Origin of the sequence: Timonella senegalensis JC301 (assembly GCF_000312125.1) — a bacterium.
GTDB lineage: Bacteria > Actinomycetota > Actinomycetes > Actinomycetales > Cellulomonadaceae > Timonella > Timonella senegalensis.
Genome location: NZ_HE978641.1, coordinates 869,294 through 891,270, shown reverse-complemented (window position 1 = coordinate 891,270; position 21,977 = coordinate 869,294). Strand labels below are relative to the sequence as shown.

General features: G+C 60.4%; 20 protein-coding genes. 10 read left to right on the top strand and 10 right to left on the bottom strand.

The window, feature by feature from the left end; all coding sequences use genetic code 11:
* Positions 1 to 102 precede the first annotated feature (102 nt).
* Complete coding sequence (locus HGSM_RS03795; protein ID WP_019147413.1) at positions 103 to 384, bottom strand: HU family DNA-binding protein; 282 nt, start codon at positions 382 to 384, stop codon at positions 103 to 105.
* A gap of 311 nt (positions 385 to 695) precedes the next feature.
* Between HGSM_RS03795 and HGSM_RS03790 the strand changes: the two genes are divergently transcribed.
* Positions 696 to 1,859, top strand: coding sequence for a class I SAM-dependent methyltransferase (locus tag HGSM_RS03790; RefSeq protein ID WP_019147412.1), 1,164 nt, complete (start codon positions 696 to 698; stop codon positions 1,857 to 1,859).
* A gap of 35 nt (positions 1,860 to 1,894) precedes the next feature.
* Here HGSM_RS03790 and HGSM_RS03785 read toward each other — a convergent pair whose 3' ends face one another.
* Entirely contained in the window at positions 1,895 to 3,169 is a 1,275-nt protein-coding gene (locus HGSM_RS03785) for a MalY/PatB family protein (RefSeq protein WP_019147411.1), read from the bottom strand.
* A gap of 200 nt (positions 3,170 to 3,369) precedes the next feature.
* Between HGSM_RS03785 and HGSM_RS03780 the strand changes: the two genes are divergently transcribed.
* From HGSM_RS03780 to HGSM_RS03765, 4 genes are all read left to right on the top strand, one after another.
* The gene (locus HGSM_RS03780; protein ID WP_019147410.1) at positions 3,370 to 3,951 is read left to right on the top strand and encodes a MarR family winged helix-turn-helix transcriptional regulator; all 582 of its coding nucleotides are present in this window, start codon (positions 3,370 to 3,372) and stop codon (positions 3,949 to 3,951) included.
* 108 nt (positions 3,952 to 4,059) lie between these two features.
* Positions 4,060 to 5,376 (top strand): sensor histidine kinase, encoded by a 1,317-nt coding sequence (locus tag HGSM_RS03775; protein ID WP_019147409.1) that lies wholly within the window; start codon positions 4,060 to 4,062, stop codon positions 5,374 to 5,376.
* Positions 5,376 to 6,059 carry a response regulator gene (locus HGSM_RS03770; RefSeq protein ID WP_019147408.1) on the top strand — a complete coding sequence of 228 codons (684 nt, stop codon included), beginning with the start codon at positions 5,376 to 5,378 and terminating at the stop codon, positions 6,057 to 6,059. The genes HGSM_RS03775 and HGSM_RS03770 overlap by 1 nt, the downstream gene beginning before the upstream one ends.
* A gap of 53 nt (positions 6,060 to 6,112) precedes the next feature.
* Entirely contained in the window at positions 6,113 to 6,634 is a 522-nt protein-coding gene (locus tag HGSM_RS03765; protein WP_019147407.1) for a MarR family winged helix-turn-helix transcriptional regulator, read from the top strand.
* A gap of 4 nt (positions 6,635 to 6,638) precedes the next feature.
* Here HGSM_RS03765 and HGSM_RS03760 read toward each other — a convergent pair whose 3' ends face one another.
* The 3 genes from HGSM_RS03760 to dnaB form a co-directional block, all read right to left on the bottom strand.
* Positions 6,639 to 7,244, bottom strand: coding sequence for a 1-acyl-sn-glycerol-3-phosphate acyltransferase (locus HGSM_RS03760; protein ID WP_040594292.1), 606 nt, complete (start codon positions 7,242 to 7,244; stop codon positions 6,639 to 6,641).
* A 134-nt stretch (positions 7,245 to 7,378) separates the two neighbouring features.
* The gene (locus HGSM_RS13580; protein WP_020693876.1) at positions 7,379 to 8,128 is read right to left on the bottom strand and encodes a tetratricopeptide repeat protein; all 750 of its coding nucleotides are present in this window, start codon (positions 8,126 to 8,128) and stop codon (positions 7,379 to 7,381) included.
* A gap of 126 nt (positions 8,129 to 8,254) precedes the next feature.
* Positions 8,255 to 9,631: a replicative DNA helicase gene (dnaB, locus tag HGSM_RS03750; protein WP_019147403.1), complete on the bottom strand. Its 1,377-nt coding sequence runs from the start codon at positions 9,629 to 9,631 to the stop codon at positions 8,255 to 8,257.
* Positions 9,632 to 10,066: 435 nt separating this feature from the next.
* Between dnaB and HGSM_RS03745 the strand changes: the two genes are divergently transcribed.
* Both HGSM_RS03745 and HGSM_RS03740 read left to right on the top strand, forming a co-directional pair.
* Positions 10,067 to 11,398, top strand: coding sequence for an MATE family efflux transporter (locus HGSM_RS03745; protein ID WP_019147402.1), 1,332 nt, complete (start codon positions 10,067 to 10,069; stop codon positions 11,396 to 11,398).
* Between the two features lie 192 nt (positions 11,399 to 11,590).
* Positions 11,591 to 12,634 (top strand): SDR family NAD(P)-dependent oxidoreductase, encoded by a 1,044-nt coding sequence (locus HGSM_RS03740; protein ID WP_019147401.1) that lies wholly within the window; start codon positions 11,591 to 11,593, stop codon positions 12,632 to 12,634.
* A 257-nt stretch (positions 12,635 to 12,891) separates the two neighbouring features.
* Here HGSM_RS03740 and rplI read toward each other — a convergent pair whose 3' ends face one another.
* The 5 genes from rplI to HGSM_RS03715 all read right to left on the bottom strand — a co-directional run bounded on the left by rplI (position 12,892) and on the right by HGSM_RS03715 (position 17,071).
* Positions 12,892 to 13,338, bottom strand: coding sequence for a 50S ribosomal protein L9 (gene rplI, locus HGSM_RS03735; RefSeq protein ID WP_019147400.1), 447 nt, complete (start codon positions 13,336 to 13,338; stop codon positions 12,892 to 12,894).
* Between the two features lie 15 nt (positions 13,339 to 13,353).
* Positions 13,354 to 13,590: a 30S ribosomal protein S18 gene (gene rpsR / locus HGSM_RS03730; protein WP_019147399.1), complete on the bottom strand. Its 237-nt coding sequence runs from the start codon at positions 13,588 to 13,590 to the stop codon at positions 13,354 to 13,356.
* A 59-nt stretch (positions 13,591 to 13,649) separates the two neighbouring features.
* Positions 13,650 to 14,222: a single-stranded DNA-binding protein gene (locus HGSM_RS03725; protein WP_019147398.1), complete on the bottom strand. Its 573-nt coding sequence runs from the start codon at positions 14,220 to 14,222 to the stop codon at positions 13,650 to 13,652.
* A 51-nt stretch (positions 14,223 to 14,273) separates the two neighbouring features.
* The gene (rpsF, locus tag HGSM_RS03720) at positions 14,274 to 14,561 is read right to left on the bottom strand and encodes a 30S ribosomal protein S6 (protein ID WP_019147397.1); all 288 of its coding nucleotides are present in this window, start codon (positions 14,559 to 14,561) and stop codon (positions 14,274 to 14,276) included.
* A gap of 236 nt (positions 14,562 to 14,797) precedes the next feature.
* Positions 14,798 to 17,071 (bottom strand): transglycosylase domain-containing protein, encoded by a 2,274-nt coding sequence (locus HGSM_RS03715; protein WP_230197476.1) that lies wholly within the window; start codon positions 17,069 to 17,071, stop codon positions 14,798 to 14,800.
* 263 nt (positions 17,072 to 17,334) lie between these two features.
* Between HGSM_RS03715 and HGSM_RS03710 the strand changes: the two genes are divergently transcribed.
* The 3 genes from HGSM_RS03710 to HGSM_RS03700 all read left to right on the top strand — a co-directional run bounded on the left by HGSM_RS03710 (position 17,335) and on the right by HGSM_RS03700 (position 21,967).
* Complete coding sequence (locus HGSM_RS03710) at positions 17,335 to 17,964, top strand: PadR family transcriptional regulator (protein WP_019147395.1); 630 nt, start codon at positions 17,335 to 17,337, stop codon at positions 17,962 to 17,964.
* Positions 17,965 to 18,001: 37 nt separating this feature from the next.
* Positions 18,002 to 19,096 (top strand): inositol-3-phosphate synthase, encoded by a 1,095-nt coding sequence (locus HGSM_RS03705; RefSeq protein ID WP_019147394.1) that lies wholly within the window; start codon positions 18,002 to 18,004, stop codon positions 19,094 to 19,096.
* 1,167 nt (positions 19,097 to 20,263) lie between these two features.
* A complete protein-coding gene (locus HGSM_RS03700) occupies positions 20,264 to 21,967 on the top strand; it encodes an ABC transporter substrate-binding protein (protein ID WP_040594607.1) in 1,704 nt (567 codons plus the stop codon).
* Positions 21,968 to 21,977: the final 10 nt, after the last annotated feature.

Sequence of the window (21,977 nt, the reverse complement as noted above, 5' to 3'; positions counted from 1 at the left end):
CCCCGCACACCCCCCCACAAACACAACAAGGCCGCCCGCGCTCAGTGAGTGCGGACGGCCTTGTTATTAGCGAAGCTAGTTAGTTCCCTGTGAGGGGAAAAATCACTTAGCAACAGCCTTCTTGAGGAGGCTTCCAGCGGAGATCTTCACGCCGAAGCCTGCTGGGATCTCGATCTCTTCACCGGTGCGTGGGTTGCGGCCGGTGCGTGCCTTACGCTCTACGCGCTCTGCGGAGAACAGACCGGTGACCTTTACTGCCTCGCCTGCACCGAGCTGCTCGATGAGAACTTCCTGGAATGCGGAGAGTGCTGCGTCTGCGTCGGTCTTGGTGAGGCCGGACTTAGAGGCAATTGCCGAAACGAGTTCGGAGCGGTTCAGAGCCATGAACTTCCCTTCTTCGGTCTGGGAGTAATGACGACCCTCAGACGTACCTTGCCCAGCCGTTCGGCGGGCTTACCAGCATAAGACTAAGGGAAGTTTTGGCGTGCGCGGGGCCATTTCTCGCGGTTTTGCGGGAAAATCTTGAAATTAGTAAGTGCTCAGAGCGTAATCTCCCCCAATCGCGTTCATTTTGCCCTTTTTAGCCGCTTTCCGGAGCCACAATTGGCGTGTTTACTACCTTGCGTGGCGGGTGTCACGCCGATCGTGTTGGTCAGTGGTCGCGGCGTGTCGCCGGGATCGGGGACACTGGATTCATGGCTCTGCAATCCAAGTTGGCGGCTTCCTCCGCGTCCGATTCCGCTCCTACCCTCGATGGGGTGGACCGCCTCCTGCTGGCGCAGGCTGAGGAGGCAGTGGCGGACTCTGTCCGCCGGATCGTGGTGGTGGACGCTGAAGCGCCCCAGATTTTCGACGATCTTGGTCACCTCTTCCCCTCCGCCACCTTGGTTGCGCACAACGATTCGCTGGTTGACCAGCGCGCCGTTGCCTCGTCAAAGGCGGTTATCGCCACCGAGTCGTCAGCTTGCTCGTCGAGCCTCTATCCAAGCGACCTGTTCGCAGAGGCAGACCTCGTGCTCGTGCGCTTGCCCAAGTCGCTGGACGCCTTGGATGAGCTCGCGCAGGCTGCTGCGGGTGCGCTTAGCCAGCACGCGGTATTCATTGGGGCCGCGCGTACTAAGCACATGACGCCCACCCAGAACGATGTACTGGGCCGTTACTTCTCGAGCGTCAGCGCCTCGCTCGGCAGGTTCAAGTCGCGCGCGCTGATCGCCAGCGCTCCAAAGGCCGCAGACCATGGCGCGCTCTCGCCCGTCCACGCGGGAGCAGGCACGTGGCCTCGCACCGTCTACAACGCCGAGGTCGATCTCGACCTCGTGGCACACGGTGGTGTGTTCGCGGGCACGAGGCTAGACATTGGCACGAGGGCGCTGCTGCGCGAGCTCGGCGAGCTTCTAGAGGTGTTTCCTGAGGCTATCGACTTTGTGGACTCCGGCTGCGGCAACGGAGTGCTCGCGGCGGCCGTAGCCAAGGCCCGCCCAGATGCCCGCGTAACAGCAGTGGACGTCTCGCGCGCCGCCGCCTTCTCAGCCACCGCCACGGCGCAGGCAAACGGGCTAGCTGCCAATATCGTCGTGAATCAGGACGACGCCCTGACAGGGCTACCCACTGCGAGCGCCGACGTGGTTGTGTGCAACCCGCCATTCCACACCGGAACGTCGCTGGATACGGACGTGGCCGAGCGCATGTTCGAGCAGGCCCGCAGGGTTCTGCGGCCGGGCGGGGAACTGTGGACGGTGTTCAACACGCCGCTGCCGTATCAAGGCGTGCTGCGCCGCACTGTGGGTCGCACGAGCACCGTGGCGCAGGACCGGAAGTTCACGGTCACGCGGTCGGTGACGCCACTCGCGCGCGACTAGCAACCAGCGTAGAGGGCACCTGAGCGGCCTTGCGGCTAGCGGCCGAGGGCCGTGGCGATCCGGCGCAGGATCTCGGCGATGGCCTCGCGCGAGGTCGCGAGGTTGACGCGTACGAACCCCTCACCACCCGCGCCAAAACTCAGCCCCGGGTTGAACGCTACTTTGGCGTGCTCCAGCAGGAACGCGCCAGGGTCCTCGCCGAGTGGTTCACCGTCCGGGCCGGGGACTCGGGAGAAGTCGACCCAGGCAAAGTACGTGGCCTCGGCGGGCTGAACCCACGCCTCCGGGGCAATCCGGTCCAACCCCTCAATGAACTGTGAGCGGCGGTCGTCGATGTCGGCGCGGACTTGTTCGAGCCAGTCATCACCGTAAACCAGCGCGGCCGTGTGCGCGGCGAGCGAGAGTGTGCCGGCGCCGTGCGTAATGAGCTCGGGGATCTCTGCGACGAACTGGGCGGCGTCCGCCCCTCCAACCATGAGAGCCGACTTGAAGCCCGCGAGGTTGAACCCTTTTGCGGCCGAGAACAGCACGATCGCGCCCTCGCTGCCCGGTACGGACAGGGTCGGGGTAAATGGGTCGGCGCCGCGTTCTACCTCAGCAGCCGGCGAGGTGAGCGGCGCGTGGATCTCGTCCACGATGACGCGGATGCCGTGGGTGTTGGCCAGTTCGAAGACCCGAGTCAGTTCTTCACGCGTGTGGGCCACGCCGGAAGGATTGTGCGGGTTGCACAGGAGGAAGCCGTCCGCGTCCTTAAACACGCGTTCCAACTCGTCAAAGTCGAGCCGTCCCTCGCTGGTCATTCCCGCCTCGATGACTTGGGCACCGGAGGCCGCAGGGAAGGCGCGGAACGGCGGGTAGACGGGGGTCGTGATCGCGATGCGCTTCAGGCCAAGTAGCGCCACCGCGTGCCCGATGCCCTGCATGACGTCTGGCATGAGCGCGATCGCGTTGGGATTAACCTCGACGCCCCAGTGCCTGCGCGCAAAGTCGACATAAGCGTCCTGGTAGCGAGGGAGTTTGCGGTAGTCAACGGGGGCCAGGAGATCGACCGCCACTGCGGGATCTGCTGCACCGGGATAACCGGTGTCTCCAGCGGTCAACATCTGTCCAACAACCTCGGTGACCGCAGGAACCGTGGTCGCATCCATCTCAGCCACCCACGCGGGCAGCACGTCCTGCGGATAGAAAGACCACTTGACGGAGGTGCGCGTCCGGAGCTCTTCAAGCGTGAAGCAATCCAGCGGTCTAGCAACCTCCCCGAACGGGGTAGCGGCATCTTGGCGGGCGGTGTGTGCAGACGTGCTTTCCATGCCTCAAACCTAGGCCATGAACGGTTGCGGATGGAACTTTTCAGGTGGACCATATGTTGGTACTTAATAGAACCTGCGTCAGCTGCCTCGCACTGGACATCGACCGAGAAGATCGAACCATAAGCGCCGAGGGACCGGCGCACGAAGGGTCCAGTGCACGCACTTGACCACACCAATATGACGAGACGAAGGTACTGAACGTGAGCAGCTCCGCCCACACGTCACACACGCCAGGCACCGCCCACACCAGCGAGAGCACTGAACTCCGGCTCCTTCCAGAAAAGGACCTCGTTGCCGTGGCACGGCAAGAAATAGCTTCCGTCCCCGTCAACGATTCGGCCACCACTGCGGCCTTCATCGAGCGCTTCGAGCGCATCCGCCTCGTACTGGACGGGCTCAACCACGGCCTCGAACAGTTCACGTCCATCAAAACCAGCCAGCACTTGGTGCTGCAGGCGCTGTCTAGGGGTGTCACGCACCCTCGCCACATTGGCAAGCAGATCGGCATGGACGTTGCAGCGGTGCAGGTAACCGTGGAAAAGCTCGAGGAAAAGGGTCTGGTCTCGATTGATGAGCGGCAAGGCTCCCGCATCATCGAGGTCACGCTCACGCACGCTGGTGAGGCTGCGCTCAGCCAAGCCGAAGCGGTCCAGTTCCGAGCGCTCGACGCCATCCTCCAGCAGATCTCCACTGAGGACCTTGAACGCCTGATCACGCTTCTCGATGAGGCCGACTCAATCACCTCGCGACTGCTCAATGCGCTGGTTCGCCAACAGGGCTAGTCTCCACGCTGGAACCCGACTTTTGGCCGATGCTCAAGCAGAATCGCTAGTAATCAATTGTGCGAAAGGCTGATCCGGGGCCACTGCACCCGGACGTAGGCTTGGATCATGCCCCCGCATTACCAACCGCTGAACTTCCTGCAGAACGCCGCTGCGCGGCTGCGTTCAGCGATGTCCCCACCTATCATCAAGCCCGCACCGCTCACTGTGTGGGGGCATGTCTGGCGATGGACGCTTGCGCTAGTGATCGGCGTGTTCGCCTCATTCATGATCATCGGCCTGCACGTCAGCGACTCCTCCGAGGAGATTCCGGGATTCGTCCGGCTGGACGACCGGGCCATGGCGATCTTCATTACCGTGGACGTAATCGCCGGAATCATTGCGTTCGTGTGCATGGGTTTGCGCCGCAAGTTCCCGCGTACAGCGGGGACCATCAGTGCACTGACGGCGAGCCTGACCGCGTTCGGTTCGATCGCCAACATGATCACGCTCATATCGGTGGCGGCCCGCCGTCAGTGGCGCGAGATCGTGCCAATCTCCCTGCTGTGGATCGTCTCGGCGCTGGCGGTCGAGCAGTACTACTTCGGGACCTACCTCCCCGGCCTCAGTTCCAGTTTGCTCGGTGTACTCTCCTCAACCACTGGGCTGGTCGGAGTTGCACTGGCGATTGGTGTTGCCATCGGCTCTCGCCGCGAGACACTGGCCAACCAGCGCTCCCAGCTCATGTTCTTGCAGGAGACCCGAGAGGCCCGTGAACAGGAGGCCCGCGTGGCCGAGCGAGCCCGCATTGCGCGCGAGATGCATGACGTCCTCGCCCACCGCATCTCTCTGGTGTCGCTCCACTCCGGTGCCCTTGCCTACCGCACGGACCTCACGCCGGAGCAGGTCCGGGAGACCGCCCAGCTCATCCGGGACAACTCCCACCAGGCTCTCTCCGAACTTCGACAGGTGCTTGGTGTTCTACGCGATCCCAATTCGCTAGACATGGACGGCCCGCCCGACGCGCCGCAGCCCACGCTGACCATGATCAACAGCCTGATTGGAGACGCCCAAGCCGCGGGCGCCTCCATCACCCTGAACGTCACGCCCGAGCTCGCGGATCAGCTGGACAACCTGCTCGATGCCACCAGCCGTAACGTGTACCGCGTGCTGCAGGAATGCCTGACAAACGCCCGCAAACACGCGCCTGCGGAGACGGTGTCCGTCTCGATGTACCGCCCCACCGACGGACCGCTGACCCTCGAGGTCGCGAATGCCCTACCCACCAACGAGAACGAGGTGCCGGCCGTCCCCGGCTCCGGACTTGGCCTGGTTGGTATGGCAGAGCGCGTACGCTCATCAGGAGGAATGCTCTCGAGCGGCAAGATTGGCGGGCTGTTCTTTGTGTTTGCCGAGTTCCCTTGGATTGAAAAGGATGACAAATAGTGACTACCGTTGAGGGTGCTAGCGCACCCATCCGTCTGATCTTGATTGACGACGATGCCCTCGTCCGTGCGGGACTGCGCCTGATCCTTGGTGGTCACCCTGAGATCGAGGTTGTCGGCGAGGCGGGGAATGGTCGCGAGGGTGTCACCCTGTTCAACGAGGTTAAGCCCGATGTGGCGCTCATGGACATCCGCATGCCGGAACTCGACGGCCTTGCCGCGACCGCGGAGATCTTGCGCTCCCACTCCAGCGCGAACGTGATTGTGCTGACCACGTTCGACACCGACGAGTTCATTGTGAAGGCGCTGCGGGTGGGTGCTCGGGGATTCCTCCTCAAGGACACGAGCCCCCAGGAGCTCGTGCGCTCGGTGACACTTGCGGCTGCCGGCAAGACCACGCTTTCCCCCACCGTGACGGCCCAACTCGTGGCAAAGATTACGCAAGAGCACCCGGATGACACTGCCCAACGCGAAGCTATGGAACTGGCGGGTCGACTAACGGAGCGAGAGTATGAGGTTGCCCAGGCAATCGGCCGAGGGCTGTCCAACTCTGAGATCTCCGCGGAACTGTACATGTCTGTTCCCACCGTGAAGACCCACATCTCCCGGATCTTTACCAAGTTTGGCGTGGAAAACCGTGTGCAGATTGCCATCAAGGTACACGAGGCCAACCGCGGTTCGTAGGTAACCCACCTCACTTACTTGAAGATTCAAGCAAATCTGGTAGAATTGTCAGCATGACAGACTCGACGACAGAAGATGTACAGTGGCTCAACTCCGCCGAAAACCGCGCGTGGGTTTCCCTTGCTGACCTTCTGTTCCGGCTGCCATCAACCCTAGACTCCGACCTTCAGCGCGAGACCAACCTGAGCTTCTACGAGTACATGGTGCTCGCCATGCTCTCGGAAACGCGCAACCGCACGCTCGGCATGGGGGAACTCGCGGGGCTCACCTCCGGCTCGTTGTCCCGACTGTCCCACGTGGTCAAGCGCCTTGAGGTTGCAGGCTTTGTCACCCGCACCCGCTCCGACCACGACAAGCGCCACACCAACGCGCACCTGACCGAGGCCGGCTGGGAAAAGATCGTCGCCAGCGCACCAAGCCACGTGACCAAGGTTCGCGAGATCGTCTTCGACGCCCTCACCGAGGAGCAGGTAACCCAGCTCGCAGAGATCACCACCGCAGTTCGCGAACGCCTTGGCTCAGCTCGCCTTCCCGGTACCTGCACCGAGGATGACGCCGACTGCGAAACCGCCTAAGCTCCTACGCACCCTCAGGACGCGGCTCGCGATCTTCCTCGCGCAGACGGGGCTCCGTGCGCAGTTCCGGCTTGTAGCCGGCCTTGTCCTTGTAGAACTCTCGGACAATGTCCATGTCCTTGTGGACGTCACCCGTCACCTCGAACGTCATGCCCAGGCCCGTGGTCATAGTGGTCTTGTCCACGTATCCCAGCGTCACGGGAAGCCCCGTCTGCTGGGCAATGCGGTAGAAGCCCGACTTCCAGTACTTGCCCGCACCACGAGTGCCCTCCGGCGTGATCACGAGCAGGAACGCATCGTCGCCTTCCGCCTGCTTGATCAGGTCCTCCACCAGGCCGTAGGGACGCTTCCGATCCACAGGGATACCGCCAAGTGCGCGCATCAGGATTCCCAGCGGGAACTTGAACAGCGAGTCCTTGCCCAGGAACCGGACCTTCACGCCCAGATCCCACGCGATCCCCAGCATCAAAATGAAGTCCCAGTTGGACGTGTGGGGCGCACCAATCAGAATGCCGGGCTTACCTGGCTCCGGGACCACAATCGACTTGTGCTCCCACTTGCTCATCTTCCAGCCCAGCTTGGCGACTCCGCGCCTTAATCCACCGCTCATACGGCCTATTCTCCCACGGCTACGTGCCCGGATTTCCCGGTCCCGCTGGGACCTGACCCACTTATCGACGATTGACCTGGCTCGGTCCTACCAAGCCGGGTCAATCGTCGATAATTTTGTGCGCGAAAGTGCGCCTAAGCCGTGATGGCGAAGACGTTGCGTGCCTCTTCGAAGGCACGACGGGCATCCTCGTTGCGTTCGAGTGCGTGGTAGATGTCCGCGAGCGCTACCATGCATTCGCCGAACTGATGCTGCTGCTTGCGAGACTTGAAGCCCTCACTTGCGGCGAGGAAGTACGGCTCGGCCTCTTCGTAGTGGTTGCCGTTCAGCAGGACGCGGCCAATGCCCAAGCGGCATTGTCCGATGCGGCGCTCATTGCCTGATTCGAGGTAGTACTCAAGCGCGTCCTTGTATGCGGCGAGCGCGAAGTCAAACTCCTCGAGGGCCTCGTGGACGCCAGCCAGTGAGAGCTTGGCCGAGACTGCCTCCTTGGGCGAGCCCGTGGACTCGTAGTACGCGAGTGCGTCAAGGTACAGGGCGCGGGCAGCGGACAGGTCACCTGTGCTCCACCGCACCATCGCGAGGTTCATGTTTGCGCTGGCAACCTCGTGCGGCATGCCGGCAATGTCGAACTCGTCGCGGGCGGTCTCGTAGTAGGAGGTGGCGGTGTCAGCGTTACCTTGGCTCCAAAACAGGTCGCCAAGGTTGAGTGCGCAGGTTGCTGCCTGCGGGTACGCCTGCTGGGAACTAAAGAACGTGCGAGCCTGCTTGAGGGCCTCCACGGTATTGCCCTCAGCAATGCCGTGCGATTCTTTGAGAGCCTCAACCGCGCGCTGCACTGCGTCTGCGGCGCCGGAGGATCCAGCGTGATCAGGAGAAGTCATGGTGAAGACCTTAGTTGTTTTTTGGGGCCACTGGTAGGACGTGTGACCCGTGTCTTAGGCGGCAAACTACACGGGGAGATCAGCACGTGCCGATCACCCCATGCACTACTGTGGCAAATCGCCCTACTACTGCTGCATGTCGACAAAACGCGAGTAGTGGCCTTGGAAAGCAACCGTGATATCTGCGGTAGGACCGTTACGGTGCTTGGCCACAATCAGGTCTGCCTCGCCCGCACGAGGGTGTTCCTTTTCGTAGGCATCCGGGCGGTGCACCAGAACCACCATGTCCGCGTCCTGCTCAATCGAACCGGACTCACGGAGGTCGGAGATCGCCGGGCGCTTATCCGTACGCTGCTCCGGTCCACGGTTCAGCTGCGAAATCGCGATGACCGGAACTTCTAGCTCCTTGGCCAACAGCTTGAGCGCACGGGAGAACTCAGAGACTTCCTGCTGACGGGACTCCACGCGCTTACCCGAGCTCATGAGCTGGAGGTAGTCGATGACCACGAGCTTGAGGTCATGGCGTTGCTTGAGCCGGCGGCACTTAGCCCGGATCTCCATGAGGGACATGTTCGGGGAGTCATCTATGAAGAGCGGCGCGTCCTGCATCTTGGTCTGTGCCGCGGCGAGGCGCTGCCAGTCGGACTCGTCCATGTCACCGTTACGGAGCTTCTGCATGTGGATGCGCGCCTCGGCGGCAATCACACGCATCGCGATCTCGTTACGGCTCATCTCAAGTGAGAACACAACAGCAGTTTGGCCGTGCTTGATGGCCGCCGAGCGTACAAAGTCGATGCCGAGCGTGGACTTTCCCATTGCTGGTCGGGCCGCGATGACGATCATCTGTCCAGGGTGCAAACCGTTGGTGAGACGGTCGAAGTCCGCGAACCCAGTGGGAACGCCGACCATACCCTCGGTGCGGTTCTGGGCGGCCTCGATCTCGTCGATTGCGTCCGAGATGAAGTCACCAATAACCACGTAGTCTTCCGACTGCTGGTTCTCGGTGACGTTGTAGACCTCGGCCTGCGCATTGTTGACAACCTCGTCAACGTCCGCGCCGTCCGTGGCGTATCCAAGCTGAACAATTCGGGTCCCCGCCTCAACGAGGCGTCGCATGATGGAACGCTCGCGAACAATGCGTGCGTAGTAGCCTGCGTTGGCCGCGGTGGGCACCACGGCGATGAGGTCGTGGATGTACGGGGCACCGCCGATGCGGCTCAGCTCTCCGCGCTTGTTGAGCTCGGCCACCACGGTGATCGCGTCGGCTGGCTCGCCATGCCCGTACAGATCGATGATCGCGTCAAAGATGGTCTCGTGGGCGGGCTTGTAAAAGTCGTGGGCCTTGATCTGGGAGATGACGTCCGCGATCGCATCCTTGGACATGAGCATTCCACCGAGGACTGACTGCTCGGCTGCGATGTCCTGCGGGGGTGTCCGGTCGAACTTCCGCTCGTTATCGCGTGGCTCTGGCGCATAGGGCGGTTCCATTGGCTCGATCGACATGCCTTACCTTTCACACTCCGGTGTTGCTCCGGCTTCACTCTGGCTGTGCACAGGCCGTGCTCGGGCCGGGTATGGCCTTGCACGGGCCTGGTGTGGGCACGCATGGGCCGCGAGTGGCGCAGACTCGACCCCTCCAAGATGAGGGGCCACCATATGAAGGTTAGTCGCTTTACACTCACCCAACCTAAACATGCAAGAGTGAGTTTTCTACATCCCATGAATCCTCATCCACAGGTTTTTGCACACCCCTGGGGATAACTGTGCGCGATCGCATAAACACGCCATCCACAGTTGTGGACAAGAATGGGGATAACTGTGGATACCTGTTGTTAACTCCGCAACACCTGTCCATCATCCGCCATATTTAGCCAATATCTCTGTGGATAGGTAGGTTAGACGAGGAACTCCGAGCTTCACCCATAGAAAGACCAACAAGTGGACAGCAACCAAACAAGACGTGGATACGACCGCCAGATCCTCGCGCTCGCCATCCCCTCCCTCGGCGCACTCATCGCCGAACCGCTGTTCATCCTCATCGACTCCGCGATCGTCGGCCGACTCGGCACTCCCGAACTGGCCGGGCTCTCGGTGGCCTCGACACTTCTCATGACCATCGTGGGACTGTGCGTTTTTCTCGCATACGCAACTACATCGTCGGTAAGCAGGCTCCTCGGCGCAGGGCGCCGCGCAGAGGCGCTGCGCTCCGGCGTCGACGGCATGTGGCTCGCGCTGGGACTCGGAGTCCTCCTCGCCGTGGGCTTCGGGCTTGCGGCGCCGTATGTCCTGGGCGCACTCGGCGCCTCCGACGAGGTCCTCACGCATGCCACCAGCTACCTGCGCTGGTCGGTGCCGGGACTGCCTGGAATGCTCCTCGTCATGGCGTCCACGGGCGTGCTGCGCGGCTTCCAAGACACCAAGACTCCACTCATCGTGGCAACCGCCGGAGCCATCGCGAACACGATCCTCAGCTTCACGCTGGTCTACGGCGCTGGAATGGGGATCGCCGGTTCGGGGCTTGGTACCGCGATCGCACAAATCGGCATGGGAGTTGTGCTTTCCGTCGTGGTCGTTGCACGGACGCGCTCGGAGGGCGTCTCCATCCGCCCCGCGATCCATGGGATCCTCTCCAACGCCAAGTCCGGCGCGCCCCTGTTTATCCGCACGATCTCCCTGCGCGTGGCCATCCTCGCCACCGTGTTCGTGGGCACCCACTTGGGTGCGGTGGCGCTCGCCGGACACCAGGTGGTCAACTCCCTGTGGAACTTTGCGGCCTTCGGGCTCGATGCCCTCGCAATCGCCGCGCAGGCCCTCGTGGGGCACGCAGTTGGTGCACGCGACAAAGCCGCCACCTCCGCCGTGCTGCGCCGCGTCCTGCAGTGGGGCGTGGGCGCCGGGGTGGTCCTCGGACTGGTCATGGCAGCGGCTTCGCCTCTGATTGCTCCCCTATTTTCCGACGATCCTGCCGTCCGTCACGCCATCATCGTTGGCCTGATTGCCGCGGCAGTTTTCATGCCGATAGCGGGCTGGGTGTTCATCCTGGACGGCGTCCTCATGGGGGCAGGTGACGGCCCATACTTGGCCAAGGTTGGTGTCATCAACGTGGCGGTGTACCTTCCTGTGGCCGCGCTCGTCTACTTCTTCGCCCCCTCCGGGGCCGCGGGACTAGTCTGGCTGTGGGTCGCGTTTGGGCTCGTCTACACGGGTGCCCGTGCGGTGTCCAACGGTGTGCGTCTGCGCTCGGAGGCGTGGACCGACCACGCAATGTAGCTCCCCCCAAAAAACCAACGAGAGTATTCCTGAGCCCACTCTCGACGTCGAGAGTGGGCTCAGGAATACTCTCGTTGGGAAGTGGCAGGAAGCGCAGGGGCGGGACTTTGGCCCGTGGCCCCGGGGGACGAGTGGTGGTTTGATTGAGAAACGGACAACGCTGTCCGCAGAGTTCTCGGATAGGAGTTTCTCATGGCACCAACCACGCTCTCCGCTCAGTCCACCGTCGGCGAATGGCTCGAACACCCCGTTGGTGGGCCGAACCTTCGCGCGCTTTTAGCGAAGGGTGGGACAGACGAGTCATCGCTCGCCCCGGTACGCGGCCTCCCACTGGCCAAGCTTGTCGAGATGAGCAAGGGCGCGATGCCCATGGAGGTAGTCGATCACCTCATCGCCCAGGTCGAGGCAGGAATCGTGCCCGAGGATGCTCCTCCGGCCCCCGAAAAGCCAGCCGAGCCCGCCCCAGTCCCCTTCGCGTTCAAGGAGTATCTGTCTCAGGGCAGGTTCGAGGGAAAGACCATCATCGTCACTGGCGCAGCCTCGGGCATTGGGCGCGCAACCGCGAGCCGCATTGCCCGCGAGGGCGGGCGTGTCATCGCCACGGACATCACCGAGGCGGGGCTCGAGACCCTCAAGGCTGAACTCGAGGGCCACGCCGTAGAGACCGTCGCCGGAGACGTAAGCGATGACGCCTCGATCGCACGCATCCTTGAGGCTGCTGGACCCGCCATCCACGGCTTGGCCAATGTCGCAGGCATCATGGACAAGATGCAGCCCGTCCACGAGGTCGAGCAGGACCTGTGGGACCGCGTGTTCCGGATTAACGTCACGGGCCCCATGAAACTCATGAAGGCTGTCATCCCCGCCATGCTTGAGGCAGGCTACGGATCGATCGTGAACGTCGGCTCCGAGGCATCTCTGCGCGGCTCCGCAGCCGGAACCGCCTACACGGCCTCCAAGCACGCGGTAGCAGGACTCACCAAGTCCACTGCGTTCCTGTACGGAGACTCTGGCATTCGCGTCAACATGGTCGCCCCTGGTCCGACCGCCACCGGCATCGAGGCCTCGTTCGCGTCCGAGCTCGCGGCCCGTCGAATCCGCCGGGCGATGGCCGTCCTCCCGGCAATTGGCTCCGCCGAGTCCGTTGCCTCGTCGATTGTGTACCTGCTCTCGGATGACGCATCCAACGTGTCCGGCGCACTTCTCCCCTCGGATGGAGGTTGGTCCGCCGTCTAGGCACACCACTCCCCCGCCCCTGCCTCTGCCCCGCCCCTGCCTCCACCCTCGCATTCCTCGCATCGAACGGATGATTATTGATCCGTTCGATGCGAGGAAAGGTCATGCAATCTGGAAGTCACGGGCACGGCAGCACGGGCAACGCACAAGGACCCTCCCACTCAAACGAGTGGGAGGGCCCTTGTGTTGATTGCGTTCTACGCCGATTCGCCGTCAACCTGGAGCACGCTAGGCGCCCCAGACTTCATGGCATGAAATCAGGAAGCGGAAACGACAACCTTGATCTTTGCGTCAACCTCAGGGTGCAGACGAGCAATCACGTTGTGAGTGCCGGTTGCCTTGATTGGAGCTGGGATCTGAACCTTACGACGGTCGATCTTCAGGCCCTCAGCCTCAACTGCAGCAGCAATGTCTGCGGGCGAGATGGAACCGAAGAGACGTCCACCCTTGCCTGCAGTTGCAGAGATGGTGAAGGTCTTCGACTGAAGGGTGTCGCGCAGTGCGCGAGCCTCGTCGAGGTTAGCAATCTCGCGCGACTTGCGTGCGCGGCGGATTGCCTCGATCTGTGCCTCTGCGCCCTTGGTCCAAGGGGTAGCAAGGCTGCGTGGGATCAGGTAGTTACGTGCGTAACCGTCCTTGACCTCAACAACGTCGCCTGGCTCGCCGAGACGGTGTACTTCGTGGGTAAGAATGAGCTTTGCCATTGAAAGTTCTCCCTATCAGCGTGCGGACGACGAGTAAGGAAGAAGAGCCATCTCGCGTGCGTTCTTAACTGCACGAGCAATCTGGCGCTGTTCCTGTACGGAAACACCGGTTACGCGGCGTGCGCGGATCTTTCCACGGTCGGAAATGAACTTACGCAGGAGCGCGGTGTCCTTGTAGTCGATTGCCTCGATCTTGGCGGACTTCAGTGGGTTGGACTTCTTCTTTGGCTTACGCACAACTGGCTTTGCCATTGTGATTCTCCTTCACAGGATGCCCGGGGTTTTCCGGGCCAAGTATCTACTTAAGTTGGTTAGAACGGTGGCTCGTCGGCGAATCCGCCGCCTTGCGCTGGACCCGCGGTTGCCCATGGGTCTTCGTTCCGAACACCTGAACTAGCGCCAAATCCGCTGCCACCCTGGTTGTTGCCACCGCTGAATCCGCCGGAGTTTCCTCCGCCAAATCCGCCGCTGTTGCCACCACCAGAGTTGCCGCCGAAGCCTCCACCGTTTCCGCCGCCACGGGCGTTACGGGTGACCTTGGCTGATGCGTACCGCAGGGAAGGACCAATTTCCTCAACCTGCAGTTCGATGACGCTACGCTTTTCGCCCTCGCGAGTTTCAAACGAACGCTGAACAAGGCGACCCTGTGCGACAACGCGCATGCCCTTTGTCAGGGACTCGGCGACGTTCTCAGCAGCCTCGCGCCAGATCGAGCAACGGAGGAACAGCGCTTCGCCGTCCTTCCACTCGTTTGCCTGGCGGTCGAACGTGCGAGGAGTCGATGCAATGGTGAAGCTCGCTACTGCTACACCGGATGCGGTGAAGCGAAGCTCTGGGTCTCCAGTAAGGTTTCCCACTACCGTAATGACGGTGTCACCAGCCATTGTTTCTCCTTGTTTTTAGCTTGTATGAACTTCAGTTGGGCTCAGCGAAAATCAGGCTGCGTTGCGCAGGACCTTGATGCGGAGAACGGACTCGTTGAGTCCGAGCTGACGCTCGAGTTCCTTCGACGTTGCAGGAGTAGCAGTGAAGTTGATGACCGCGTAGATGCCCTCGGACTTCTTTGCGATCTCGTAAGCCATACGACGACGGCCCCAGATGTCGGTGTTGTCGATGGTTCCGCCTTCAGCTGGAACAACGGCAACAAGCTTTTCGATGGTTGCAGCGAGTGCACGCTCGTCGATCTCTGGGGAGAGAATCATCATCAGTTCGTAACTACGCATGGTTACCCACCTCCTATGGTCTTAACGGTCACGGTCGTTCCGTGACAAGAGGGTTCATGCTTGCTGAGTGGCTTCCGGACAGTCGTCCGGAAGCGGATACACAGCAGTCTAGAAGTTTACTCTGACATTGCAGTGTGCGACCAGTGTTATCCACAGATGTCGGCTCACTTCACATTTATTTCTTTATTAACGACGATAGAGCGAGTTCCTGCTGGAACTCGCTCTATCGTCGTTAATCAGCCTGTTGGCTTGTCGGTGGCACCGCCACCGGCGCCACCAGAGTTTCCGCCGCCGCCTCCGGGCGGCTTGGGTTTATCCGTTGGACCTGTTGGCGGATCGACCGGTGGAATGGTCGGCTCCTCCGTGGTTGGTGGATCCGTTGGCTCCTGAGTTACGGGCGGCTCAGTGGGCTCCGGGGTGGTCGGTGGAGCCGTTGGCTCCTCCGTGGTGGGCTCCTCGGTAGGCTCCTCTGTGGTGGGCTCCTCCGTGGGCTCCTCCGTGGCCGTTTGTGTTGGGGTCGGCGTCGGGGTCGGCTTCATCGTGGGCTGGTACGTACGATCTGGGAACTGCTCCACGGGCTTGTCAGATAGGAGCCGGCCCATGTAGGTGGTCCAGATGTCGAGCGGCACGGAACCACCCGTGATCTCGTTGTATCCGCCAAACGGTGTGATCGACTCCTGGCTACCCGAGTCACTCGACTGGTAGAGGGCGATCGCTGTGGCGTAGCTCGGGGTGTAGCCAACGAACCACGCGGACTTGTTGTCGTTCGAGGTTCCGGTCTTGCCTGCGAGCGGGTGGCCGATGACCTTGGCTTTGGTGGCCGAACCCTGTTCGACGACCTGGGAGAGGGCGTAGGTCAGCTCCGCACCAACGGCCGCGTCATATGCCTTCTTGCCCTTGATGTTCGGCTCATAACGCGTCGATCCGTCAGCGTTCTTCACCTTGGCGACCATGTGGGCGTCGTGGCGCTTGCCGTTGGCGGCAAAGGTTGCGTACGCGTTGGCGAGGTCAATTGGACGGACCGTCGCACTTCCGAGAACGTTTGATAGGACAGGGTTGAGGTCTGGCGTGCTCTTAGGGATACCGATCGAAACGGCTGCGTCCACTGTGGCCTGCGGAGTGACCTGCTGGTTGAGTTCAACAAACACGCTGTTTACGGAGTTCGCGATGGCCTTGGTGAGGCTAATCCAACCCCAGTTGACCATGCCAAAGTTGTTCGGCTTCCATTCCGTGCCGTTGTCATCGAACGTACGGCCGTTATTGCCGTTGTAGTACGAGTCGAGCGAGTAACCCTGCTCGAGAGCGGCGAGTAGCGTGATTGGCTTGAAGGTGGATCCCGCCTGGGCGGATCCCTGCGTAGCGTTGTTGAACTGCTGCTTGAGGTAGTCCTTGCCTCCATACATCGCCACCACGCCACCAGTCTTGGGGTCGATCGTGACGCCAGCGGCGCGCAGGTTCTTGGACGCGCCATCAGGCATCGTCTTCATTGCTGCCTGGAGGTCCTTCTGGGCTGCGTAGTCGAAGGTGGAAATGATCTTGTAGCCACCGGTATCGAGATCATCCTCGGTCATGTTGTCGACCTTGCTCAGGACTTCCTTCCGCACGCCATCAAGTAGGTAACCCTTGACGCCCTGGTAGCGATTGGTCTTGTCGTACTCGATGGTCTCGGGGAACTCCATGTTTGCGCGATCCGCCTGGGTGATGAACCCGAGCGAAACCATGCCGTCCAGCACGTAATTCCAGCGGCTCTCAGCCTTCTCCGGGTTGTTCTGGGGGTCCCAGTTAGTCGGCGAAGGAATGACGCCAGCGATCAATGCAGCCTGCTCGACCGTGAGCTTGGATGCGGGAACGCCGAAGTAGCGCTGCGCGGCCATCTCAATCCCGAACGCTCCGCGACCAAAGTAAATGGTGTTCATGTAGCCGTCGAGCACTTGGGCCTTGTCCTTCTCCTGGCCGAGCTTGAGCGCAAGGAGGGTCTCCTTGATCTTGCCCGCGTAGGAGGTGTTCGTGCCCATGTAGTAGCGCTCAGCGAACTGCTGTGTGATGGTCGAGCCACCCTGCCGTTTGCCCTGGGTGATGTTGATGTACAGCGCGCGTGCCATACCCTTCACATCAATTCCGGAGTTCTTGTAGAACGTGCGGTCCTCGGCAGCTACCACAGCCTGTCCCACGTGTTCCGGAATCGCGGTGGTGTCAATGATCTTGCGGTCCACCTGAGAGAACTCGCCGAGCACGCGCTTGCCGTCCGCGTAGTACACGGTGGTGGTCTGCTGCATTGCAATCGACGAGGCGTCATCAGGCACAGTCACGCTGTTGTACGCGGCGATGAACACGCCGACGCCCAGCGCAAAGAATGTGAGGAAGGTGCCAAGCACGAAGCGCCACGACGGGATCCAGCGGCGGATGCCGCGCTTCCCGTAGCGGGGATAGTCGATAAGTCGACGCTTCTTTGGCCTACTGACCTGAGTCAATCGCCCGTTGTTGGACCGCGCCACAGCTGACCTTTCCATTTCATGTGCATGATCTGGAGCCGCCCTCGGGGCAGAACTCCACACCCTGACTTTAGTGTGCGACGGTAGCCGATGGAGGAAACAGTGAGAAAAATCAGTCGGTCCCCGCAAGGTCTCCCCAGCTTTCCGCGTCTTCTTCACAACTAAATTTTCCGGATTTCTCGCGGTTTTGGTTGCACGGAGGACCTGTTCAACATATTGTTGCGATGTATCGATTCGATACATCGAATATCAAAGCCTGGTGTGTAGAAGGGAGCGAGAGCATGCGTAGCAAGTCCTCTGTACTTGAAACCGCGATCCTCGGATTGCTCAACGACTCCCCTCTTCACGGCTATGAACTGAGGAAGAGACTCAACTTGGTACTTGGCTCGTTCCGAGCCTTGTCCTACGGTTCGCTCTACCCCGCTCTGAAGTCGCTGGAGGCACGCGGTCTTATCGCAGGCCGCGACACTTCCGAGGCACTTCCGCACGCACTGTCAGGCAAGCGCGCCCGCATCGTTTACGAGCTCACTGCCGATGGCAAGGACTATTTTCACGAGGCGCTTTCCACCTCGGGTCCGGCGGCTTGGGAGGACGAGAGCTTTGACGTTCGATTCGCGTTCTTTGGTCAGACTGATGCCGAAACAAGGATCCGCATCCTTGAGGGGCGAAGGTCTCGTCTGAATGAGCGTCTAGAGACTGTGCGAGAGTCCAACTCGCGCACCCGCGAGCGGCTCGACGAATACACACTCGAGTTGCAACGACACGGTCTAGAGCAAGTGGAACAAGAAGTTCGCTGGCTCGATGGACTGATTAATACAGAACGCGACCGTCGTCGTGCTCGAGATGTTGGGGGCAGCTCCCGCTCCTCCGATCACTCGGGCAACTCGTCGTCTGCACAAGATTCCGAATGACAATTGCCCCAATGGGCACTAACTGCAAGGAGCGAGGATGTCTTCCATCCGCGTCGCCATCGTTGGTGTAGGTAACTGCGCAACTTCCCTTATCCAGGGTGTGGAGTACTACAAGAACGCTGACGCACATGACAAGGTTCCAGGACTGATGCACGTTCAGTTCGGTGACTACCACGTCTCAGACCTAGAATTCGTAGCGGCGTTTGACGTTGACGCTAAGAAGGTCGGCGTTGACCTCGCAGACGCAACTCGCGCCTCCGAAAACAACACCATCAAGATTGCTGACATTCCTCCAACTGGAGTTACCGTTCAGCGCGGCCCAACCCTTGATGGCCTCGGCAAGTACTACTCCATGACCATCGACGAGTCCGCAGCTGAGCCTGTTGATGTTGTTGCTGTGCTCAAGGAGCGCAAGGTCGACATCCTGGTTTCCTACCTCCCAGTTGGATCTGAGGAAGCCGACAAGTTCTACGCACAGTGCGCTATCGACGCTGGCGTTGGCTTTGTGAACGCTCTTCCAGTCTTCATTGCTTCGGACCCTGAGTGGGCCGCAAAGTTCGAGGCTGCTGGTGTTCCTATCGTTGGTGACGACATCAAGTCCCAGGTTGGCGCAACCATCACCCACCGTGTGCTTGCACGCCTCTTCGAGGACCGCGGCGTCATCCTTGACCGCACCTACCAGCTCAACGTTGGTGGAAACATGGACTTCAAGAACATGCTCGAGCGTGAGCGCCTTGAGTCCAAGAAGATCTCGAAGACCCAGGCTGTTACCTCCAACCTTCACGACGGCCCTCTTGCCGGCAAGAAGGAAGACCGTAACGTCCACATCGGTCCTTCGGACTACGTTGCTTGGCTTGACGACCGCAAGTGGGCTTACGTCCGCCTTGAGGGTCGCGCGTTCGGTGAGGTTCCTCTGAACCTTGAGTACAAGCTTGAGGTCTGGGACTCCCCTAACTCGGCCGGTATCATCATCGACGCTATCCGTGCGGCAAAGATCGCTAAGGACCGTGGCATTGGTGGCCCAATCCTCTCCGCTTCGACCTACTTCATGAAGTCCCCACCTGTGCAGATGGAGGACAATGAGGGTCGTGCGCAGTTGGAGGCCTTCATTCGCGGGGACGTCGAGCGCTGACGGAACTTTTCGTAGCTAGCTCTGGAGCGAAGCGAGAGAGTTGGCGGAGAAAAGTGGAGTCTTGCGCTCGACACTAAGTACAGAGCGCTGACGGAACTACTTCGTGGTGGGAACCGAAGCGAAGCGAGGTTCCCGCCTAAGAAGTAGTGGAGTCTTGCGCTCGACCCTAAGTACAGAGCGCTGACCCAACACGGGCTGCTCATCCAGCAGCGGCTGCTGACCCAGCACCGGCTGCTCATCCAGCACCGGCTACTGACCCAGCACCGGCTGCTGACCCAGCACCAGACAACCCCAAGGGGCCAGTTCACTTTCGTGAACTGGCCCCTTGGCGTCTCTTTCCCAGGCTTCCCCCCACTAGCACTTCTCCCACACAGTCCCGAACTCGTCACTGCCGCGCCAATGTATGGCGGCTTAACCGATGTATGACCGCCATTCATACATCAGTTATCTCTTCAAACATCGACCAGAATGCTTCACGACGATCTTGGCTGGCTACCTTCATCATCTTCAGTCCGCATGACCTCCAGCCCCTTCACTACCCCGTGAAGGCTCAGTGTCGAGGTCCGGCGGTTTGCAATCACCGCGTGAAGTCTGAGAACTCCCTGTACTTACAACCGTTATCAACCCGTTTCTTTTACAACGGTCTGATCTCAACTATTTACGCGATATTGGCGAGTGGGTGACACTGGAGACGACTTCGGAGCGGGGCGCTGGGCACAAACTCCGGCAGTCAGGTTTGTGCGGATTACCTGTTTCACACCCTTTATTCAGCGGCTCGACAGCTCACCCCGATGTTCACAACTAAAAATTCCTAGGTGAATTTTCAGGTGGCCCAGTTAACACTTTCGAACGGGGTGACCGAGAAAATGCCCGATTACAGGTGATTTAGGGCCAAAACATTTGGTAACGAAACGGTAACTACTTGCTCAGTAAAATTACTTTCCGGTAACAAACCCGTCTGCGGGCTTGTTTGTAAGTAAACCGTACTTACTATTGAGATAACCCTCGAGCGAGGGACCGGGTTCTGATGTCATGTCGGAGTCCGATCTCCCGCCCAAGACTGGGGCCTGGCAACCACCAGCTAGGCCCGCCTCCACCAGAACGGAGTTCCTTTTCCGCCACCACGGATTAGGATCACAACCCCGTCTGTCTTCGAAAGGAACGATGATGTTTCGTATGTCTCGTGGCAAGCGCGTAGTACCAGCAATGGTCCTCGCAGCTTCGCTTACCCTGCTTGCAGCATGTGGCACCGACACCGACAAGGGTGAAGAGAAGCCAGGCGCTGACGGCACCACTTCCGAGGCTCCCAAGGAAGGCCGCCCACTCGTAGTTTGGGCCGGTTCGCAGACCCCAATCGTTGCGAACTTCAACCCCTACTCGCCAACTGTTCTCCACGCAGCACTCGGTTCGATCTACCAGTCCCTGTTCTTCTACAACAAGGCTGCTGCAGGCGACCCAGTTCCAATGCTCGGTGAGTCCGCTGAATGGGCAGAGGACGGCAAGTCCCTCACCATCAAGATCCGCCAGGGTGTTAAGTGGAACGACGGTACCGACTTCACCGTCGACGACGTGATCTTCTCCTTCACCAACGACACTGCCAAGGCAGACTACGTCGACTCGGTTGAGAAGATCGACGACTCCACTGTCAAGATGAACTTCAACGCTGTTTCGTTCACCAACGCGTACTCGATCCTCGGTGCGACCTACATGGTTCCAAAGCACATCTTCGAGAAGGAAGCTGACCTCGTCACCTTCGCAAACGCAACCCCAGTTGGCACCGGACCATACAAGGTTCAGGCTGTCACCGACGCTTCCTACACCATCGTTGCTAACGAGAACTACTGGGAAGAGGGCAAGCCACAGGTCAAGGAAGTTCAGTGGATTGGTGTTGACGCCAACAACTCCGCTGAGTCCCTGTTCAAGGCAAAGCAGCTCGACTGGGCCACCATGTTCATCGCTCAGCCTGACACCCTCACCGCTGACGGGACCCTCGGTTACCTCGCGATTCACCAGAACCCAACCACCCTGTACACCTGCTCGAACGCAAAGCTCGGCTGCACCGGTGCACAGACTGACACCGCGGTTCGCCAGGCTCTGAACCTTGCAATTGACCGCAAGACCGTCAACGAGAAGGCATTCTTCAACCTCTCGGGCGACATGTCGCCAACGTTCGCTAAGCCAGGCCGCGACGACCAGTGGGTCGCCGAGGGCATGCCAGCAACGTCGCCACAGACCGCTGACGTAGCTGCTGCTACCAAGATCCTCGAAGACGCTGGCTACACCAAGGGTGGCGACGGCATCTACGAGAAGGATGGCAAGAAGGTCTCGATGAAGCTGATCTCCGTTGACGGATGGTCGGACTACAACGCGGCTGCAGAGCTCATCCAGGCACAGGCTAAGGAAGCCGGTATCGAGATCAAGGCTGAAACGGTTACCTGGGACGAGTTCTCTGACTCCCGTATGACCGGTAACTTCGAACTCATCGTCGGTGGTGTGGTTGGTACTCCAATCGCAGACCCATACCAGATCTACCGTGACTGGTTCTCGGGCGACTACACCCAGAAGGTCGGCACCCAGCTTGAGTCCGGCGAGTGGAACATGGCTCGCTACGACAACCCAGTTGTCAACGAGGCCGTGAAGAAGGCCGCTGCCACCAACGACGAGGCAACCAAGAAGGAAGCTTACGCAGCTATCCAGAAGGAAATCGTCAACGACCTTCCATACATCCCAATGTTCCTGAGCGCGTCGCAGACGTTCTACAACCAGGTCGACTTTGACGGATGGCCAACCCAGGACAACCTGTACTCCTTCCCACCAGCTTGGGATGGTATGTCCTCCGGTGTCGTTCTCGCGAACCTCACCTACAAGTAAGTCCCAGCTT

Coding starts and splice junctions, on each gene's coding strand:
- HGSM_RS13580 (WP_020693876.1), bottom strand. CDS start 8,128: ATGACTTCTCCTGATCACGCTGGATCCTCCGGCGCCGCAGACGCAGTG.
- HGSM_RS03760 (WP_040594292.1), bottom strand. CDS start 7,244: ATGAGCGGTGGATTAAGGCGCGGAGTCGCCAAGCTGGGCTGGAAGATG.
- rpsF (WP_019147397.1), bottom strand. CDS start 14,561: ATGCGTAGTTACGAACTGATGATGATTCTCTCCCCAGAGATCGACGAG.
- HGSM_RS03725 (WP_019147398.1), bottom strand. CDS start 14,222: ATGGCTGGTGACACCGTCATTACGGTAGTGGGAAACCTTACTGGAGAC.
- HGSM_RS03710 (WP_019147395.1), top strand. CDS start 17,335: ATGCGTAGCAAGTCCTCTGTACTTGAAACCGCGATCCTCGGATTGCTC.
- HGSM_RS03790 (WP_019147412.1), top strand. CDS start 696: ATGGCTCTGCAATCCAAGTTGGCGGCTTCCTCCGCGTCCGATTCCGCT.
- HGSM_RS03795 (WP_019147413.1), bottom strand. CDS start 384: ATGGCTCTGAACCGCTCCGAACTCGTTTCGGCAATTGCCTCTAAGTCC.
- HGSM_RS03785 (WP_019147411.1), bottom strand. CDS start 3,169: ATGGAAAGCACGTCTGCACACACCGCCCGCCAAGATGCCGCTACCCCG.
- HGSM_RS03740 (WP_019147401.1), top strand. CDS start 11,591: ATGGCACCAACCACGCTCTCCGCTCAGTCCACCGTCGGCGAATGGCTC.
- rplI (WP_019147400.1), bottom strand. CDS start 13,338: ATGGCAAAGCTCATTCTTACCCACGAAGTACACCGTCTCGGCGAGCCA.
- HGSM_RS03705 (WP_019147394.1), top strand. CDS start 18,002: ATGTCTTCCATCCGCGTCGCCATCGTTGGTGTAGGTAACTGCGCAACT.
- HGSM_RS03700 (WP_040594607.1), top strand. CDS start 20,264: ATGTTTCGTATGTCTCGTGGCAAGCGCGTAGTACCAGCAATGGTCCTC.
- dnaB (WP_019147403.1), bottom strand. CDS start 9,631: ATGTCGATCGAGCCAATGGAACCGCCCTATGCGCCAGAGCCACGCGAT.
- rpsR (WP_019147399.1), bottom strand. CDS start 13,590: ATGGCAAAGCCAGTTGTGCGTAAGCCAAAGAAGAAGTCCAACCCACTG.
- HGSM_RS03775 (WP_019147409.1), top strand. CDS start 4,060: ATGCCCCCGCATTACCAACCGCTGAACTTCCTGCAGAACGCCGCTGCG.
- HGSM_RS03715 (WP_230197476.1), bottom strand. CDS start 17,071: ATGGAAAGGTCAGCTGTGGCGCGGTCCAACAACGGGCGATTGACTCAG.
- HGSM_RS03765 (WP_019147407.1), top strand. CDS start 6,113: ATGACAGACTCGACGACAGAAGATGTACAGTGGCTCAACTCCGCCGAA.